The sequence below is a fragment of the Streptomyces luteosporeus genome, from assembly GCF_039532865.1.
Taxonomy (GTDB): domain Bacteria; phylum Actinomycetota; class Actinomycetes; order Streptomycetales; family Streptomycetaceae; genus Streptomyces; species Streptomyces luteosporeus.
Window position 1 is genome coordinate 216937 of the sequence record NZ_BAAASL010000001.1, and the last position, 14607, is coordinate 231543.

At 73.6% G+C, this 14607-nt stretch carries 12 protein-coding genes; 7 read left to right on the forward strand and 5 right to left on the reverse strand.

Going from position 1 to position 14607, the window contains the following annotated elements; all coding sequences use genetic code 11:
* Positions 1-22: 22 nt before the first annotated feature.
* Positions 23-1495, reverse strand: a complete 1473-nt coding sequence (locus ABD361_RS01030) for a serine/threonine-protein kinase (protein ID WP_344432651.1) — start codon at positions 1493-1495, stop codon at positions 23-25.
* A 114-nt stretch (positions 1496-1609) separates the two neighbouring features.
* On the opposite strand from ABD361_RS01030, the gene serC reads away from it, so the two are divergent.
* Together serC and ABD361_RS01040 are read left to right on the forward strand one after the other, a co-directional pair.
* Positions 1610-2731, forward strand: a complete 1122-nt coding sequence (gene serC, locus ABD361_RS01035) for a phosphoserine transaminase (protein ID WP_344432652.1) — start codon at positions 1610-1612, stop codon at positions 2729-2731.
* Between the two features lie 180 nt (positions 2732-2911).
* Positions 2912-3439, forward strand: coding sequence for an RICIN domain-containing protein (locus tag ABD361_RS01040; RefSeq protein ID WP_344432653.1), 528 nt, complete (start codon positions 2912-2914; stop codon positions 3437-3439).
* Between the two features lie 28 nt (positions 3440-3467).
* Here ABD361_RS01040 and ABD361_RS01045 read toward each other — a convergent pair whose 3' ends face one another.
* Together ABD361_RS01045 and ABD361_RS01050 are read right to left on the reverse strand one after the other, a co-directional pair.
* Entirely contained in the window at positions 3468-4493 is a 1026-nt protein-coding gene (locus ABD361_RS01045) for a hypothetical protein (protein WP_344432654.1), read from the reverse strand.
* A 50-nt stretch (positions 4494-4543) separates the two neighbouring features.
* Positions 4544-5653, reverse strand: coding sequence for a citrate synthase 2 (locus tag ABD361_RS01050; protein WP_344432655.1), 1110 nt, complete (start codon positions 5651-5653; stop codon positions 4544-4546).
* A 449-nt stretch (positions 5654-6102) separates the two neighbouring features.
* Between ABD361_RS01050 and pdxH the strand changes: the two genes are divergently transcribed.
* Both pdxH and ABD361_RS01060 read left to right on the forward strand, forming a co-directional pair.
* Positions 6103-6792 carry a pyridoxamine 5'-phosphate oxidase gene (gene pdxH, locus ABD361_RS01055; RefSeq protein WP_425583101.1) on the forward strand — a complete coding sequence of 230 codons (690 nt, stop codon included), beginning with the start codon at positions 6103-6105 and terminating at the stop codon, positions 6790-6792.
* A gap of 404 nt (positions 6793-7196) precedes the next feature.
* Positions 7197-8579, forward strand: a complete 1383-nt coding sequence (locus ABD361_RS01060; RefSeq protein WP_344432657.1) for a PAS domain-containing protein — start codon at positions 7197-7199, stop codon at positions 8577-8579.
* A gap of 207 nt (positions 8580-8786) precedes the next feature.
* On the opposite strand, the gene ABD361_RS01065 is transcribed toward ABD361_RS01060, so the two are convergent.
* On the reverse strand, positions 8787-9560 hold the full coding sequence (locus ABD361_RS01065; RefSeq protein ID WP_344432658.1) for a sugar isomerase domain-containing protein: 774 nt from the start codon (positions 9558-9560) through the stop codon (positions 8787-8789).
* A gap of 128 nt (positions 9561-9688) precedes the next feature.
* Here ABD361_RS01065 and ABD361_RS01070 point away from each other — a divergent pair, with 128 nt between their 5' ends.
* The 3 genes from ABD361_RS01070 (at position 9689) to ABD361_RS01080 (ending at position 13343) form a co-directional block, all read left to right on the forward strand.
* Entirely contained in the window at positions 9689-10381 is a 693-nt protein-coding gene (locus ABD361_RS01070; protein ID WP_344432659.1) for an iron-dependent transcriptional repressor DtxR, read from the forward strand.
* A gap of 518 nt (positions 10382-10899) precedes the next feature.
* A complete protein-coding gene (locus ABD361_RS01075) occupies positions 10900-11772 on the forward strand; it encodes an alpha/beta fold hydrolase (protein WP_344432870.1) in 873 nt (290 codons plus the stop codon).
* 143 nt (positions 11773-11915) lie between these two features.
* Positions 11916-13343 carry an FAD-dependent monooxygenase gene (locus tag ABD361_RS01080; RefSeq protein WP_344432660.1) on the forward strand — a complete coding sequence of 476 codons (1428 nt, stop codon included), beginning with the start codon at positions 11916-11918 and terminating at the stop codon, positions 13341-13343.
* On the opposite strand, the gene ABD361_RS01085 is transcribed toward ABD361_RS01080, so the two are convergent.
* Positions 13330-14601 (reverse strand): hypothetical protein, encoded by a 1272-nt coding sequence (locus ABD361_RS01085; RefSeq protein ID WP_344432661.1) that lies wholly within the window; start codon positions 14599-14601, stop codon positions 13330-13332. The genes ABD361_RS01080 and ABD361_RS01085 overlap by 14 nt on opposite strands.
* Between the last annotated feature and the right edge of the window lie 6 nt (positions 14602-14607).

The window sequence follows — 14607 nt, forward strand, 5'->3', positions numbered from 1 at the left end:
CCATGGTGCAAGGTGGTGATCCTCAGCGCCGGGAGATCGACGTCAGGATGCCGAGGAGGGTCAGGGTGCCGACGTAGACGCCGAAGCCGGTGAGCGAGGCGATCAGCATCCCGTCGTCAGTGCGGGTCAGGTGCAGGGCGAAGTACATCACCCCGTTCGTGACGGCGGCCGCGGGAGCGGTGGCTTCCATGACCTTCGGCCGTTGCTCCGCCGAGAAGATGCCGGACGCCACGGCCGCCAGTACGAACCCGGCGACGAGCACGCCCAGACCGGTGAGCAGACCCGCCCACCAGGGCGACGGGCCGAAGACGGAGAACGTGCCCAGCGTTGCGCCGATCAGCCCCAACGCGGTCAGGCCGGCCAGCGTCTCGTGTTCGTCGCCCGCCGCCAGCCCGCCGGTGACCAGCGCCGCCACACCCGTAGTGAGCAGGGACAGCAGCACCACCATGCCCGCGCTCAAAGACGTCAGCGCGGCGAGCGAGGTGGCCACCCCCGCGACCGTGGTGCCCGTGCACAGGACGACGGGCCGCAGGACGGACCCCTGCCCGGTGACCTGCGGCGGGGCCAGGGGCTCGGTGGCCGCGGGCGCGGCCACCGGCGACGCCACGGCCGTGGGCGTCGCGACCGCCACCGGCGGCTCGCTGCCGTGCACGGCGAGCACCCGCTCGTCCAGGCGCCGCGCGACCTCCCGCGCGTCCGCCGGCCGCCGCTTCGGGTCCTTGTGCAGCAGGTCCAGGACGAGCCGGTCGAGGTGGCGGGGTATGCCGGGCCGCCGCCGGGACGGGGGCTCGGGCTGCTTGTCGAGGTGCTGGCGCAGCAGCGCGTACGGCGACGCGCCCGTGAAGGGCGGCTCCCCGCACAGCAGTGCGTAGAGCAGGCAGCCGAACGAGTAGAGGTCGGACGCCGCCCCGATCTCCCGGGAACCCTCGAACTGTTCGGGCGACATGTACGCGGGCGTGCCCACCGCCGAGTTCGTGGCGGTGAGCGTGGTCAAGGAGGCCGTCTCGCCGACGAAGCGGGCGATGCCGAAGTCCAGGACCTTGATTCTCCCCTCGTCGGTCACCATCACGTTCGCCGGCTTGATGTCGCGGTGCACGAGCCCCGTGCGGTGGGCGGCCTCCAGGGCCCGGCATATCTGCCTGCCCCAGGCCAGCGCCGTCTCCACGTCGGGCCGGCCCTTCGCCAGGACGCTGCTCAGGGACTGCCCCCGGAGCCGCTCCATCACCAGGAAGAGCGTCTGCCGGCCGCCCAGGTCGCCCTCCCCGTAGTCGTGCACGGTGACGACGTGCGGACTGGACAGCCCGCCCGCCGCGCGCGCCTCCCGCTCGAAACGCGCCACGACGACCGGGTCCGTGGCGTCGATGCTGTCGGAGAGCAGCTTGACGGCCACGTCCCGGCGCATCCGCTCGTCGAACGCGGCCCACACCTGCCCCATGCCGCCGCTCCCGATGCGTTCCACCAGGCGGTACCGGCCGTCGAGCAAAGCACCTTGCATAGGGTTCGACTCCCCCCATCGGCTGGTTCTGGCCACGAGCCTACGAGCATGAGCCGTATCTCATCCGATGGACGACGCACCTCGGGGCCGCCTTTCTCGGATTAGGCTGCGCCCGTGGCTGACATCCAGATCCCCGCTGACATCAAGCCCGCCGACGGTCGCTTCGGTGCGGGCCCCTCCAAGGTGCGCACGGAGGCGCTCGACGCCCTGGCCGCCACCGGAACCTCCCTCCTCGGCACCTCCCACCGCCAGGCCCCGGTGAAGAACCTCGTCGGCTCGGTGCGCGACGGCATCCGGCAGCTGTTCTCCCTGCCCGACGGCTACGAGGTGATCCTCGGCAACGGCGGTTCCACCGCGTTCTGGGACGTCGCCACCCATGGCCTGATCGAGTCGAAGTCCCAGCACCTGAGCTTCGGCGAATTCTCCTCGAAGTTCGCCAAGGCCGCCCAGGCCGCCCCCTGGCTGGCCGAGCCCACCGTCATCTCCTCCGAGCCCGGCACCCACCCCGAGCCGCGCGCCGAGGCGGGCGTGGACGTCTACGCCCTCACGCACAACGAGACCTCCACCGGCGTCGCCGCCCCGGTCCGCCGCGTCGCCGGCGCCGACGAGGGCGCGCTCGTCCTGGTCGACGCCACCTCCGGCGCGGGCGGCCTGCCCGTCGACATCACCGAGAGCGACGTCTACTACTTCGCGCCGCAGAAGTCCTTCGCCGCCGACGGCGGCCTGTGGATCGCCGTCTTCTCCCCGGCCGCCCTGGAGCGCGCCGCACGCGTGCACGCCTCCGGGCGCCACGTCCCGGAGTTCTTCTCGCTGCCGACGGCGATCGACAACTCCCTGAAGAACCAGACCTACAACACCCCGTCCCTCGCCACCCTCTTCCTGCTCAACGAGCAGCTGCAGTGGCTCAACTCCCAGGGCGGCCTGGACTGGGCCGTGCGCCGCACCGCCACGTCGGCGCGCACGCTCTACGGCTGGGCCGAGGCCTCCAAGCACGCCCAGCCGTTCGTCGCCGACCCGGCCCAGCGCTCGCTCGTCATCGGCACCATCGACTTTTCCGACGACGTCGACGCGGCGGCGGTGGCCAAGGCGCTGCGCGCCAACGGCATCGTCGACACGGAGCCGTACCGCAAGCTGGGCCGCAACCAGCTGCGGGTGGCGATGTTCCCGGCGATCGACCCGTCCGACATCGAGGCCCTGACGGCCTGCATCGACTACGTGATCGAGCGCCTGGCCTGAGGCCGGCCGGCCCGGCCCCACCCTCTGCAGCGAAGCCCCCCGGACACCTCGTCCGGGGGGCTTTCGTCGCTGTGCGGACCGGTACCGGCAGGGCCGCCTCACTGTGCAAGGAAGAACTTCTGCGTCACCCGTCCCGGCAATAGATTCCGGAGCGAAGTCCTTCCGAACGAGAGGTCATTCATGTCGAAGAAGCGCGCAGGAAAGGCCCTGGGAGTCGCACTCGCGATCCCCGCCCTGCTGATGTGCACGTCCGGGTCGGCCTCGGCCAAGGACAACATACGCTGGACGAACGAAGCCACCGACGGATGTCTCGCGGCCTTCCCCACAAAGAACGGCGGCTTCACCGTCAAGACGGTCGTGCCCAATTACATGAAGGGCTTCCGCTGCGGCACCGGCCTGGACAACACAGAGAAGATGTGGGCGGACACGCAGGACAACCTGGAGAACCCCGACGGCGCCTGGGCGCAGCACCCCATGGCGAACAAGGGCTACTGCCTCGCCATGTGGCCGGACGGTCCCGAGCAGGGGCACGTCTACCTGGAGCCGTGCTCCAGCCCCGTGAACTACTACCAGCAGTGGTACGAGAACTGGGACGGCAAGAAGTTCAACCTGGTGAACCGGCAGACCGGCATGTGCCTCGACAGCAATGGCGACGGCGACGTCTACGCCCTGAAGTGCAACGGCGGCGACTACCAGCGCTGGCGCTGACAACCGCCTCCGGCACCACCACCCCCGGCTACCCCCGCCGCCGCAGCAGGCGGCGCAGGCCCAGCGCGAGGGCCGTCGCGGCGGCGAGTGCTCCCGCGCCCAGGGCCAGCGTCCGGTTGCCGCCGTCGCTGCCGGCGTCCGTCGTCCCCGCCCGGTCCGGGGCGGCGGACGGGGCGCTCTTCGCCGCCTCGTCCGGTACCTGCGTTCCCGTCAGGGCCACCGGTGTGACGCGGCTGCGCGCGCCCTCCGTGCCGTACATCAGGGTGCGCCCGTCGGGGGTGAAGGTCACCGATTCGCCCTGGCGCTGCAGGGGGACGGTCGGGCGGGGGAGTTCCTCGACGGGGCGGCCGTCGCGCCAGCGGTAGGCGCGGGCCTCGAAGTAGCCGCGGACGACCAGGCGCGTGCCGTCGGGGGAGATCGCGCCGTCCGTGGCCCAGATGCCGATGTCGGCGACCCGCCGGAAGGTGTTCACCCCGTCCGGCGACAGTTTCTGCGGCCCCTCGTACAGGGCGCCCTTGCCCGACTTCTTCTTGCTGACGATGTAGGCGCGGCCCGTTTTGGGGTCGATCATCAGCGACTCCGCGTCGCGCGGGCCGTCGTCGTAGCGGACGGTGTAGCGCACGGGGGTGACGGTGATCTCGTCGGTGAGCCGTTTCGGTTCGGGGAAGCGGTAGAGGTGCACCTCCGGCCAGCTGCCGCCGAGGTTGTCGCCGATGTCGCCGAGGTAGAGGTCGCCGTCGGGGCCGAGGGAGATGGCCTCGACGTCCCGGGCGGTGATGCCGGCGAGGGTCACGCGGGCGACGGTGCGGCCGGTGCGGCTGTCGACGGCGTACGCGTACGGTCCGTCGCCGCTGTCGTTGTGCGTCCAGTAGATGCCGGGGTGGGCGCGGCTGGCGGCCAGGCCGCTGGACTCCGTGATGCGCGGGTCCTCGATGGTGAAGCCGGAGGGCGTGGAGTCCGCGGGGGCCGCGGTGGCGGGGGCGCAGGGCAGCGCCAGGAGGGCGACGGCGGCGGTGCCGGCGATGAGGCCGGCGGCGAGGCGGTGCGGGCGCATGCCTCCAGCCTGCCATCCGGGGACGGCAGGCCGGAGGAGGCGGCGCGGCGTCAGTTGGCGACGCGGCCGATGTCGGCGTAGCCCTCGACCTCGCGCGGGTTGCGCGGGCCGGGGCCCACGTAGCGCGCGGAGGGGCGCACGAGGCGGCCCGTGCGCTTCTGTTCGAGGATGTGCGCGCTCCAGCCGGCGGTGCGGGCGCACGTGAACATGGAGGTGAACATGTGCGCGGGCACCTCCGCGAAGTCCAGCATGATCGCGGCCCAGAACTCCACGTTGGTGGCCAGCACCCGGTCGGGACGGCGGTTGTGCAGCTCCTCCAGCGCCGCCTTCTCCAGCGCCTCCGCCACCTCGAAGCGCGGCGCGCCCAGCTCGCGCGCCGTGCGCCGCAGGACGCGGGCGCGCGGGTCCTCGGCGCGGTAGACGCGGTGGCCGAAGCCCATGAGGCGCTCGCCCTTGTCGAGGGTGCGCCGGACGTACGCGGCGGCGTCGCCGGTGCGTTCGATCTCCTCGATCATGCCGAGGACGCGGGAGGGGGCGCCGCCGTGCAGCGGGCCGGACATGGCGCCGACGGCGCCGGAGAGGGCGGCCGCCACGTCGGCGCCGGTGGAGGCGATGACGCGGGCGGTGAAGGTGGAGGCGTTCATGCCGTGCTCGGCGGCCGAGGTCCAGTACGCGTCGACGGCCTTGACGTGCTTGGGGTCCGGCTCGCCGCGCCAGCGGATCATGAAGCGCTCGACGACCGTCTCCGCCTTGTCGATCTCGCGCTGCGGCACCATGGGCAGCCCCTGGCCGCGGGCGGACTGGGCGACGTAGGACAGGGCCATGACGGCGGCGCGGGCGAGGTTGTCGCGGGCGGTGGCCTCGTCGATGTCGAGGAGCGGTTTGAGGCCCCACACGGGGGCGAGCATGGCGAGCGCCGACTGCACGTCCACCCGGATGTCGCCGGAGTGGACCGGGATGGGGAAGGGCTCGGCGGGCGGCAGCCCGGGGTTGAACGCGCCGTCGACTAGCAGGCCCCACACGTTCCCGAAGGAGACGCTGCCGACCAGGTCCTCGATGTCGACACCGCGGTAGCGGAGCGCGCCGCCTTCCTTGTCGGGTTCGGCGATCTCCGTTTCGAACGCGACGACTCCTTCGAGTCCGGGGACGAAGTCGGACATCAGGCGGCTCCTTGAGGACGTGTTCGACAGGCGGCTGCCGACCGGCCGTGCCGGCTTCCGGGGTCACCGGTTCCGGCCGGATGGGTCGGGGGAGGGCCACACGGGTGGCCACGGTGGCTTCCGTTGCGGCTCCGCGGCAGCATCTGCGGCTCGCGGTCCGTTCCGGTCTACCCGGTCATGCCCCGCGCGGAGGTACTTCACCCGGGACTTCACCCGGCCTCCGCAGAAGGACGGGTCCGTGCGCCGCACGGCCGTCCGCCTGGTGATTCTGCGGGATCACGGGGGAGTTCGGCCCGGACGGGCGAGGTGATGTCCGGCACACCGGTCTTTTACCGGCGGAGAGGATTGGGAACGAGGCGTACGGGGCAGGGGACATGGTCGGCCCGCGCGCGGGAGGCCGTGCGGCGCCCGCCCCCGTGCCCCGGCGGCCGCCCGGCATCCTGCAAGATGTGGCCGTGTCCCACGCTGACGACTTCGACGCCGCCGACTACGCGCTCGCCCACGACCTGGCCGCCATGCGGCGGCAGTACCGGTTCGCCGGGCTGTCCGAGGAGGAGCTGCCGGCCGAGCCCTACGCGCAGTTCGCGCACTGGTTCGACGAGGCGGTCGCGGCCGAGCTGCACGAGCCCAACGCCATGGTGGTCTCCACCGCCGACGCCTCCGGCCGGCCCAGTTCGCGCACCGTGCTGCTCAAGGGCTACGACCGGCGGGGATTCGTCTTCTACACCAACTACGGCTCCCGGAAGGCCCGGGAGATCGCCGAGAACCCGCACGTCGGCCTGCTCTTCCCGTGGTACCCGCTGGCCCGCCAGGTGGTCGTCACCGGTACGGCCGAGCGGGTGTCGCGCGAGGAGACGGCAAGCTACTTCAGGGCCCGGCCCTACGGCTCGCAGATCGGGGCCTGGGCCAGCGAGCAGTCGTCCGTGGCCGCCTCGCGGGCCGAACTGGACGCGGCGTACGCACGCATGACCGCCCGCTTCCCCGAGGGCAGCGAGGTGCCGGTGCCGCCGCACTGGGGCGGCTTCCGGGTGACGGCGCAGGTCGTGGAGTTCTGGCAGGGGCGGGAGAACCGGCTGCACGACCGGCTGCGCTACGTCCGCTCCGGGGACGGCTGGCACGTCGAACGGCTGTGCCCGTAGGCGGCTGCCCGTACCCCTGACCGCCGCACAAAAGCAGGCGGCCCGTGGGCCTGTACGCCGCGCCGTCCGCACAAGCGTGCGGCGACGCGGCGGCCGAGCGGACGTCTCGGCGGCCCACGGACCGGGTGACTGCTGGGAATTGGCCGGCGCTCGCGCCGGCACCGCGTAGTGCGGGACGACGGGCGTTAGCCCGCAGTCACCTCACGCGTCCGGAAAGAAATCATGCTCCGAACCACCTCCCTTCTCGTGTGCCCCACAGCCTAGGAACCCCGCCGGCGGCCCACAACCGGATTTTTTCCGGGGAACTCCGGGAAACGCGGCGCGGCCTGCTGCCCGGTCGAGTTGAATGACCCCTCGTGCAGGACCGTGCAGACACGGCGGACACGTCCGGCAGGGGGTATCCCGTGACCGCTCCACACCACTCAGGGCCGGCTGCGGCGGCCCAGGACGGCTCCGACAGCGAGGACCACGACCTGCTGGCGGCCCTCCTCGACGGCATGGACGCCGCGCTGTGCGCGTTCGACGCGGACGGCACGGTCACCCACTGGAACCGCGAGGCCGAGCGGATACTGGGCTGGTCGGCCGAGGAGGCCGTGGGCCGGCGCGGCCTGGGCGGCTGGGCGGCGCGCGAGGCGGACGCCGACGAGGTCGGCGAGCGGCTGCTGGCCGCCATGGGCTCGCCGGGCCGCCGGGTGGACGAGTTCGCGCTGATGACCAAGGACGGCGGCAGAGTGCTGGTGCGCGTGCAGTCGGCCGCCGTGCCCGGCGCCGACGGCACCCCGGCCGGTGTCTACTGCGCCTTCAGCGAGGTGCACACCCAGCTCGACCTCGAACGCTCCGTCGCACTCGGCGACGCCCTGTTCGGCGACGCGCCCTGGGGCGTCGTCCTGGTCGACGCCGACCTGCGCCCCGCCCTGGCCAACGCCCACGCCGCCCGCGCCCTGCGCACCGGCCGCGCCGCCCTGCTCGGCCGGCCGCTCGGGGAACTGCTCGAAGCGGGCGTGGAGGACCTGGAGGGCGCACTGCAGCACGTCCTGGCGGGCGGCACGCCGCCCGCGCCCGGCGAGCTGTGGGTGACCCTGCGCCCGGGCAGCGGCCCCTCCCCCGTACCGGAGCGGCGCTGCTGGCGCAGCGGCTTCGTGCGGCTGGCCAGCCCGCTGGCCGAGGAACCCGTGCCGCTCGGCGTGGCCTGGCTCTTCCTCGACGTGACCAAGACCCGGCTGGCCGAGCAGGAGAGCGCCCGGCTGCGCTTCCGCGGCAGCCAGCTGCACCGGGCGGGACGCGCGGTCGGCGAGTGCGAGGACCCGATGGAGGCCGCCGCGCTCTGCCTCGACTTCGCCCTCGCCGGCTTCGCCGACCACGCCCTGATCGACGTCCTGCCCGAACCGCAGGCGGTGCCCGAGGGGCCGGTGCGGCTGGTGCGCGCCGCGGCCACCCCGGCCGGCTCGCTGCCGGCCGGCGGCGGGCTGCCGGTGCCCTACCGCGAGGACCACCCCGCCCTGCAGGCCGTCGAGCGCTGCGGCTCGGTGCGGGCGGTCACGGACCGTACGCAGGACTGGGCGGCGGCCCGCAAGTGGCCCGAGGGCACCCGGTACGCGCTGGCGACGGCACTGCGCAGCCGCGGGCGGACGGTGGGGGTGGTGACGTTCCTGCGGGGCGCCTCCCGCCGCGGCTTCGACCGGTCGGACGCGCTCTACGCGGAGGACATCGCGTCCCGGGTGGCGGCCCAGATCGACCTGGCCGGCGCGGCGGCCGTCACGACGGGGCAGGACCACTCGCTCCCGTAGGGCGCCCGGCGCCCCGTAGGGGCGCAGGGTGGTGTCGATCTGCGGGCACGTCGTGGCTTGTCGCGCAGTTCCCCGCGCCCCTGGCGGGGCGCTGTCCGGCGGCCACGGCGCCCCGAAGGGGCGCGGGGAACTGCGCGATCGGCCACCGACGGCCCGCAGTCGACGACGCACACCCCCCGCGGCACCACGGCGCCCCTACGGGGCGCCTCAGTGCCGGAAGAAGACGCGGTCGCCGTACTCGGCCAGGACGCGGCCGTTCCAGTCGTGCCCGCCGTCCACGTTCCCCGAGCGCAGCATCGGCGGGTCGATGCCGCGGGCGGCGAGCTCGGCGGCGGCCGCCGCGACGATCGCCTGCATCACGGCGCCCGCCACCACCGTCGAGGCGGGCCCGAACGGCGCGCCGATGCCGTCCGCGGTCAGCTCCGCGTCCCCGACGCGGATCTTGGTGTCGACGACGACGTCGCAGTGGTCCTTCAGGAACGTGCCCGACACATGCCGCGACCTCGTCTCCCTCGCGTACGCGAGCGACGTGACCCCGACGACCTTCAGGCCCAGGGCACGGGCGTTCATGGCCATCTCGACGGGCAGGGAGTTGCGCCCGGAGAGGGAGACGACGACCAGCGCGTCGCCGGGCTGCGCGGGGCTGGTGTCCAGCACGGCGCCGGCCAGGCCGGCCACGCGCTCCAGGGCGCTGCCGAGCGTGGCGGGCATGACGTCGACGCCGACGGCGCCGGGCACGGAGAGCAGGTTCATCAGGGCGAGCCCGCCGGCCCGGTAGACGACGTCCTGGGCGGCGAGCGAGGAGTGGCCGGCGCCGAAGGCGAAGAGCCGGCCGCCGTCCGCGGCCGTGCCGGCGAGCAGCGCGCCGGCGGCGGCGATGTGCTCCGCCTCCTCCTCGCGCACCCGCTGCAGCAGGGCGATCGCGGCACCGAGGAACTGCCCGGCGGCCTCGTTCCCGCCCACCGGCTTGCTCTCGCTCATCGGATCACGTTGCGGTGCGGACGGCCGCGCTGTCAATACGAGCGCACCGTCGCGTACGCGGCCCCGTTGTCGGTGGGATGCGTCAGAATTGGGTGCAGGGCCAGCGCACGATTACCGAGGGGCACGGCATGTCCGGACTGATCGACACCACGGAGATGTATCTCCGCACCATTCTCGAGCTGGAGGAGGAGGGTGTGGTCCCCATGCGCGCCCGCATCGCCGAGCGGCTCGACCAGAGCGGCCCGACGGTTTCCCAGACGGTGGCCCGCATGGAGCGCGACGGCCTGGTGACCGTCGCAGGCGACCGGCATCTGGAGCTCACCGAGGAGGGCCGCCGGCTGGCCACGCGCGTGATGCGCAAGCACCGGCTCGCCGAGTGCCTGCTGGTCGACGTGATCGGCCTGGAGTGGGAGCAGGTGCACGCCGAGGCCTGCCGCTGGGAGCACGTGATGAGCGAGGCCGTGGAGCGGCGGGTGCTGGAGCTGCTGCGCCACCCCACCGAGTCGCCGTACGGCAATCCGATCCCGGGCCTGGAGGAGCTGGGCGAGAAGCCCGAGCCCGACCCGTACATCGACGAGGGCATGGTCAGCCTGACGGAGCTGGAGGCGGGTGCCGACGGCAAGACGGTGGTCGTGCGCCGCATCGGCGAGCCGATCCAGACGGATGCCCAGCTGATGTACACACTCCGGCGGGCCGGCGTCCAGCCGGGCGCCGTCGTCAGCGTGACGCAGTCGCCCGGTGGGGTGATGGTGGGCAGCGGTGGCGAGGCCGCCGAGCTCGTGACCGACATCGCCTCGCACGTCTTCGTCGCCAAGCGCTGACCGGGCTCGACGCCACCTGCGGCGCGGCCCCGCCGGGTACGTACGCCGCCTTACGTCAAGCTGCCGAGAAGCTGCCGAGCCCTTGCGGAATCGGCGCGCTCGGGCCCGAGCCGTGCCACGCTGGCGCTGGGAATGCCGAAGGGCATATGCGCGCGCCGCCGAGGACGACCGGGGAGGGCTGGGATGAGGGGGCAGCAATGACGCCCGCGTGGCGCGGGACGCCCCCGGGGGCCGGGCACGGAAGGCAGCGGAAAGGGCCCCGGCGCCCTTGCCGGCCGCCGGGGCCCCACCTCCCCGTTCTCCCCCGCGGCGACCCGGAGCCCCGAGCTCCCAGGGTGCGCCTCGCGGACCTTCTTCCCCGAGTGGTCCGCGCCCAGGTCGATTCCTCCCCTCGGCACGGACGGCCAATCCTGCCGCCCGGTCACTCGAACGAGGGGTGTTGCGCGCCAGAACGGTTCATTCGAATGGAAGTTCCATAGGGTGGAGTGCTCGGGGGAGACGAGGGGGTGCGACAGCTCATGGTGCGGCGTATCGAGGTGACCGGAAGCGGCGGGGTGCGGCTCGCCGCCTGGGAGTTCGGCCGGCCGGTACGAGCGGCCGACGAGGGCGGCGGCGGGCGCGGGCCGGGCGGCGTGCTGCTCCTGCACGGCCTGCTGGGCCGGGCGGCCCACTGGGCACAGACCGCGCGCTGGCTCTCCGAGCGCTACCGCACGGTCGCCCTCGACCAGCGGGGCCACGGCCGCAGCGACAAGCCGGTCAGCGGCCCGTACGCGCGCGAGGCGTACATCGCCGACGCCGAGGCCGCCGTCGAGCAGCTGGGCCTGGCCCCCGTCACGCTCATCGGGCACGCCATGGGCGCCCTCACCGCCTGGCAGCTCGCCGCCCGCCGCCCCGACCTGGTGCGGGCCCTGGTGATCTCCGACATGCGCGCCTCCGCACTGGGCGCCGCCACCCAGCGCCAGTGGGGCGAGTGGCTGGGCTCCTGGCCGGTGCCCTTCGCCACCCTCGCGGACGTGCGCAAGTGGTTCGGCGAGGACGACCCCACGCTGGAGCGGCCCGCGCCCGCCCGCGGTGACTACTACGCCGAGGTGATGTCCGAGCGCGCCGACGGCTGGCGGCCGTTGTTCTTCCGCCGGCAGATGCTCAAGGCCCGCGAGGGCTATGCGCACGAGGCGCACTGGGAGGAGCTGGCCCAGGTCGAGTGCCCGACGCTGGTGGTCCGGGGCCTGGACGGCGCGCTGGGGCGCGCCGAGGCGCAGGAGATGGTCCGCGTCCTGCCCCGCGGCCGGTACGCGGAGATCCCGGACGCCGGGCACCTGGTGCACTACGAGCAGCCGGAGGGCTGGCGCCGGGTCGCGCAGCCCTTTCTGGAGACGGCCGTGCCGGCGTAGGGGGGCGCTCGCACATTAATTCAACGACCGTTGACATATGTCGGCGCCGGGTGTGCACTGGACGTAGGAGCAACCGAGCGCGATCGAGGCACCGAGCCATCGAGTAATCGAGCGATCGACCCAACGACTCACGGGGGCGCGTCATGTCCACCGAACCCACCGCAGACGTCATCGTCGTCGGAGCCGGCCCCACCGGCCTGCTGCTGGCCGGCGACCTCGCCGCGACCGGCGTCCGCACGGTCGTGCTGGAGCGCCGGGCCGAGGAGTCGAACCTCACCCGCGCCTTCGCCGTCCACGCCCGCACCCTCGAACTCCTCGACGCCCGGGCCCTGGCCGAACCCCTCATCGCCACCGGCACCTTCCGGGACGGCGTACGTCTCTTCGGCCGCACCAGGGTCGAGCTCGACCGGCTCGACAGCCGCTTTGCCGGCGTCCTGATCACCCCGCAGTACGAGCTGGAGGCGCTGCTGGAGCAGCGCGCCCTCGCCGCCGGCGCCGACATCCGCCGCGGCGCCCGCGTCACCGGCCTGCGGCAGGACACCGACGGCGTCGACGTCGACGTGGCCCCCGCCGAGGAGGGCGGCGCCCCGCTCACCCTGCGCGCCCGCTACGTCGTCGGCGCGGACGGCGTCCGCAGCGCCGTGCGCACCGCCATCGGCATGCCCTTCCCCGGCAAGGCCGTGCTGCGCTCCGTCATGCTCGCCGACGTCCGCCTCGACACCCACCCCGACGAGCTCCCCGCCTTCCAGGGCACCCCCGACGGATTCGCCTTGATCGTGCCCTTCGGCGACGACTGGTACCGGATCATCGCCTGGGACCGGCGCACCGAACTCCCCTCCGACGCGCCCGTCGACTTCGACAACCTCAAGGACGTCGTCCGCTCCGTCTTCGGCAAGGACTTCGGCCTGCGCGACCCCCGCTGGACGTCGCGCTTCCACAGCGACGAGCGCCAGGTGCCGCGCTACCGCGACCGCCGCGTCCTCCTCGCCGGCGACGCCGCCCACGTCCACTCGCCCGCCGGCGGCCTCGGCATGAACGCCGGCCTGCAGGACGCCGCCAACCTGAGCTGGAAACTGGCCGCCGTCCTCGCCGGCCGCGCCGGTGACGACCTCCTCGACAGCTATCACGACGAACGCCACCCCGTCGGCGCGATGGTCCTGCGCGTCAGCGGCACCCTCGTGCGCACGGTCCTGCTGTCCACGCCGCTCGCGCGCACCGTGCGCGGCACGGCCGGAAGGGCGCTGCGCTACGCGCCGTTCGCGCTGCGGCGCGCCGCGCTGACCATCTCCGGCCTGGGCATCCACTACCCGGCCCCGCGCGGTGCCCACCCCCTGACGGGCCGCCGCGCCCCGGACCTCCCCCTGGCCGAAACCCCGGACGGCGGCCCCGTCCGCCTGTACGAGGCGCTGCGGGCGGGCCGGTTCGTCCGGGTGCTGCCGCGCGGCGCGTCGAAGCCGGCGGACGACGACGGCACGGTCGTCGTGACCCGCGCCGACGCGAGCCGCACGACGCTGCTCGTCCGCCCCGACGGGTACGTGGCGGAGGCGTCGTCATCGGTCACGGGGCCGTGAGGAGCGAGGCGATGGCCGAGGGGGCGGGCGGGCCGTCGAGGAGGTGCCGCAATTCGGCCGCGCCCGCGCACCGTTGTTCCTGCGTGAGCCCGAGGTAGTGCTCGATGCGGTGGTTGAACGTACTGCGGAACCGTGCGTAGAGGTCGTCGTTCTCCAGGACCCTGCCGGCGACGGCCATGAGGGCGGCGGTGCCCGCGTGGTCCTCCTCCGGCAGCGGGTGGCCGGGCAGGACGTCCGCGAACCGGCCGGCCAGGCGCCCGAAAAGGGTGCCGGCGAGGTTGCGGATGGTGAAGGTGTGCGCGTAGTGCTGTTCGTGGAGCGCCAGGGGCAGCCGGCCCAGGAGGGTGGCTTCGTGGAGCGCCGAAAGGCCGGGGGCGAGCAGTGAGTGCGGGGTTCCGGCCATGTGCCGCAGCAGTTCGCGCTGGGGGAGGAGCCGGCGGTCGACGAGGCGCCCGGAGGCGCGGTGGCGGCCGGCGCGGGGGCCGGTGTAGGGACCGCCGCAGACGAGGATGCGGGTGAAGCGGGGCCAGTCGGCGAGCAGGTCCGGGAGCCAGCGGTCGATGAGGCGGAGGTAGGCGTTGTTGGTCTCGAAGTCCAGGAGGAAGTTCTTGAAGCCGCCGGTGTTGATCAGCAGGTCGTAATCGGGTTCGCCGGTCGCCGGGGCGGCTGCTGCCGCTGCGTTCAGGCCGTCGAGGTCGACGAGCGGGCCGGTCAGCAGCATGGTGCGGCCGGTGCCGGTGCCGGTGCCGGTACCTGTGAGTTCGGTGATGCGCCGGGAGACGCCGGGGAAGTTCTGGACCACGCTGTGGTCGGCCAGGAGGTGCGCGGCGAGGACGTATTCGTGCGGCGAGAGGCTGGACAGGTGGCGGCGGGCCGCCGGGAAGGAGTCCCGCGGGAGGGTCGCGCACAGCTCGTGGAGCCGCGCGAGGGGGATGCGGTGCTGCCAGAAGCTGAACAGGGCGTCCACCAGGATCACCGGCCGCCGCGCCACGACGGCGTGCAGGACGAGATCGGCGTCCATGACGGAGACGACGTGGTCGCTGCCGGCCAGCAGGTGGTCGAGGAGCGCGGAGGTGTTCCCGCGCGGCTCGGTGAGTTCGTGGACGGCGTCGAAGGCGCCGGCGTTGCGGCGGGCGAACGCCGCCGCGATGCCGTCTCCCGCGAACACCCGCTGGTGCCCGGAGAGCTGCCGGGAGACGGCGACGAGCACGGAAGCAGGGCCGAAGCCGCAGTCCTGGGCGCCCATCAGGATGCGCATGAGGCG

What these genes read in the sequence shown, in the direction of transcription:
- ABD361_RS01030 (WP_344432651.1), bottom strand. Translation starts at nt 1,495, where the DNA reads ATGCAAGGTGCTTTGCTCGACGGCCGGTACCGCCTGGTGGAACGCATC.
- ABD361_RS01040 (WP_344432653.1), top strand. Translation starts at nt 2,912, where the DNA reads ATGTCGAAGAAGCGCGCAGGAAAGGCCCTGGGAGTCGCACTCGCGATC.
- ABD361_RS01045 (WP_344432654.1), bottom strand. Translation starts at nt 4,493, where the DNA reads ATGCGCCCGCACCGCCTCGCCGCCGGCCTCATCGCCGGCACCGCCGCC.
- ABD361_RS01050 (WP_344432655.1), bottom strand. Translation starts at nt 5,653, where the DNA reads ATGTCCGACTTCGTCCCCGGACTCGAAGGAGTCGTCGCGTTCGAAACG.
- ABD361_RS01065 (WP_344432658.1), bottom strand. Translation starts at nt 9,560, where the DNA reads ATGAGCGAGAGCAAGCCGGTGGGCGGGAACGAGGCCGCCGGGCAGTTC.
- ABD361_RS01070 (WP_344432659.1), top strand. Translation starts at nt 9,689, where the DNA reads ATGTCCGGACTGATCGACACCACGGAGATGTATCTCCGCACCATTCTC.
- ABD361_RS01075 (WP_344432870.1), top strand. Translation starts at nt 10,900, where the DNA reads ATGGTGCGGCGTATCGAGGTGACCGGAAGCGGCGGGGTGCGGCTCGCC.
- ABD361_RS01080 (WP_344432660.1), top strand. Translation starts at nt 11,916, where the DNA reads ATGTCCACCGAACCCACCGCAGACGTCATCGTCGTCGGAGCCGGCCCC.
- ABD361_RS01085 (WP_344432661.1), bottom strand. Translation starts at nt 14,601, where the DNA reads ATGCGCATCCTGATGGGCGCCCAGGACTGCGGCTTCGGCCCTGCTTCC.